This is a genomic window from Actinacidiphila sp. bgisy167 (genome assembly GCF_057707665.1).
Genome location: NZ_JBYIQP010000174.1, coordinates 1 through 3,115 on the forward strand (window position 1 = coordinate 1; position 3,115 = coordinate 3,115).

Genomic DNA, 3,115 nt, shown 5'->3' on the forward strand with positions numbered 1-3,115 from the left:
CCTTAGCTTGACGTTTAACCTCGCAGGTCACCCGTCCTGCTGACCTGTGGTTCTTCCTGGGACAGCAGGAACGGCCGTTCTCCACGCTTCGAGATGTCGAGTCACGAAATGCGAGAGAACGGCCGCTGCCCATGAGTCTCCCCGTTGATGTGCCCGGACGTGAAGCGTTGGACGTGTTGTCCCGCTTTCGGGTCGAGTTCTACGACTGCTTGTACGCCCGTGCGGACACGCTCTTCGAGCTCACCGATGCGGTGCTGTGTGCGGACGGGCCGGTGAAGACCCTGGTCGAACTGTCGCTGGCCGCCGAGCACCAGCGCGGGCACGGTGCCCTGTACGCGGCCCTGGACCGGGGCTGGATCGAGCCGACACGACTACGCCGCGCCCTGGCAGGCCTTCCGCTGCCGAGGGCGGCCGACGGGCGGATCGTGCTTGCAGTGGATGTGTCGCACTGGCTGCGACTCGACGCGCCCACCAGCGACGACCGGCTGTTCTGCCACGTCTACGGACGCGGAGACCGCAGCACCGACCAGTTCATTCCCGGCTGGCCCTACTCCTTTGTCGCCGCCCTGGAGACCGGCCGCACCTCCTGGGTCGCTCTCCTGGACGCGGTCCGTCTGGGCCAAGCGGACGACGCCACTCAGGTCACCGCCAGCCAACTCCGAGAAGTTGTCGGCCGATTGATGGCTGTCGGGCACTGGCGGCCGGGCGACCCCGACATCCTGATCGTCATGGACAGCGGCTATGACGTCGCCTACCTCTCCCACGCCCTGACAGACCTGCCGGTCGTCCTGGTCGGGCGCCTGCGCTCGGACCGCGTCATGCTCCGCGATCCGGGACCCGCCCGGGTTGGACCGAAAGGCGGGCGACCCCGCAGGCACGGCGGCGTCCTGACCTTCGCCAAGCCCGACACCTGGCACCAGCCCGACACCACCACATCCACGGACACCACCCGCTACGGCAAAGCAAAAGCGACGGCTTGGAACAGGATGCACCCCAGACTCGCCCACCGCGGTCCTTGGCTCAACCACGCTGACTAGGAACTACCCATCCTGCACGGCACGTTGCTTCGCCTGGAGGTCGAGTACCTGCCAGGCGACCGCGAGCCGAAACCCGTCTGGCTGTGGGTCTCGGCTACCGACGCCACACCCGCGGAAGCGGACCGCTGGTGGCAGTCGTTCCTCCGTCGTTTCGACCTCGAGCACACCTTCCGACTGATGAAGCAAACCCTCGGCTGGACCGCCCCGAAGATCCGCCACTCGGATACCGCCGACCTGTGGACCTGGCTCATCGTCGCCGCTCACACCCAGCTCCGCCTCGCCCGACCCCTCACCGAGGACCTACGCCGGCCCTGGGAACGACGCACCGAACCCCGTCGCCTCACCCCAGCCCGCGTCCGCCGCGGGTTTCGCAACCTCCGAGCGACGGCGGCGAGGCTGTCGCATGACTTCCCCCGGCCGGGTGTCAAGAGCGATTCGTTGTTCGGTTCCTGCTTCCGGGCAGGCCTCGGATTCTTGGTTCGTGGGGCGGAACTTCCTGGTGTGCGACCGTGAAGGTGATCTCGAGATGCCGCGGAGTGCACGGGAGTGGTTGCCGCCCGGTCACCTGTGCTGGAGAGTGCTCGACGTCGTCGAGGAACTCGATCTTTCGGCGTTCGAAAACGGCTACCGCGCCGACGGGCAGGGAGGCGCCGCCTACCCGCCGGTGACCCTGGTCGCGCTGCTCCTGTACTGCTACAGCAAGGGCATACGCTCCTCCGCCGCATCGAGCAGGCCTGCTGGGACGATGTGGGCTGCCGGATCATCACCGCGAACCGCGGGGTCGACCACTCCACCGTCGCGCGGTTCGTCCGACGTCATCGCGACGCCTTGAAGAAGCTGTTCCTGCAGGTGCTGGCCTTGTGCGGCCGACACGGCCTGGTGGACCTGTCGGCAGTGGCCGTGGACGGCTCGCCGATGGAGGCTAACGCTTCCCGCGATTCCAACCAGCAGTTGCCTCGCCTGGAAGCTGTCATCGTCCGGTGCGAGAGCGAGATCAACGCGCTCATGGATGACGCGGGCGACCACGCACGACGCGTCGAAGCCGACGACGGCGCGGGAGCGGAGGGCGACGCCCGCGACGATGGGCTCCGGCTTTCGCGGCTGAGTGACCTGCTCAGCCGGGCCCGCACAGCCAGGGACAGACTCTATGAGCGGGCCCTGCCCTCGGCCAATGAGATCAGGATCAAGGTCGAAGCCGCGGAACGGATCGTGGCTCGGGCACAGAAGCGGCTCGCCGCGGAGACAGCGGCCCACCAGGAGAAACTGAGGAAGTACCAGTCCCGGGCCGAGGCCGACCGGGCGGCAGGTCGCCGCGGCGCCAACGGCCGACCGCCCGTCCCCATGGAACACAAGACCGTCCTCACGCGGCAGTGGGCCCGTCTCGCGAAGGCGATCGCGCACCTGGAGCGCGCACGCAACCCCCGGCCGGAACCCTCACCGACTTCCCGCGCAAGCCTCAGCGATCCGGACTCGCGGCTGCTGCCGGGCAAGCACGGCGGCTACCTGCAGGGATACAACCTGCAGATCGCCTGCGCACGGCGGCAGATCATCTTGGCCATCGAAACGCACGACAACCCCTCAGACTGCACGGCCCTGGTCCCCATGGTGAAGCAGATCCAGGACAACCAGCGGGCCGCCGGACTCCCCGGCGACATCCAACTCTGGCTCGCCGACAGCGGATACGCCTCCGCCACTTCCTTCGAGACCCTCGCCGATCTACCACTGCTGGTCTCGGTCACCAGCGAAGCCGATCAGGCGGGTTTCCCCGCAAAGCGCCGGCAAGCTCGAGCCGGCCACCAGGCCATGGCCGCTCGCCTGGCCACCCCAACCGGCCGAGCCCAGTACCGGCAGCGCAGTGCCCTGGTCGAGCCGGGCTTCGCCCAGCTCTTTCAACGGTTCGGCCGACACCTCAACTACCGTGGCCACCGTGCCGTCGACACCGAGATCAAGCTCCTCGGCACCGTCCACAACCTCAACAAACTCCTCGCCGGCACCACAAAATCGCGCTCTTGACACCCGGCCGGGGGAAGTCATGCGACAGCCTCCGGCCCATCCTGCGGCCGCACCGAAACCCACAC

Annotated in this window: 2 protein-coding genes and 1 pseudogene; all 3 read left to right on the forward strand. The window is 67.9% G+C overall.

The window, feature by feature from the left end:
• Window positions 1–131: 131 nt before the first annotated feature.
• A pseudogene (locus AC3ET4_RS30510) lies at window positions 132–1,421 on the forward strand (NF041680 family putative transposase); the annotation flags it as partial.
• Window positions 1,422–1,563: 142 nt separating this feature from the next.
• Entirely contained in the window at window positions 1,564–1,869 is a 306-nt protein-coding gene (locus AC3ET4_RS30515; protein WP_431955165.1) for a transposase, read from the forward strand.
• Entirely contained in the window at window positions 1,866–3,050 is a 1,185-nt protein-coding gene (locus tag AC3ET4_RS30520; protein WP_431955167.1) for a transposase, read from the forward strand. The genes AC3ET4_RS30515 and AC3ET4_RS30520 overlap by 4 nt, the downstream gene beginning before the upstream one ends.
• The last annotated feature ends 65 nt before the right edge of the window (window positions 3,051–3,115 follow it).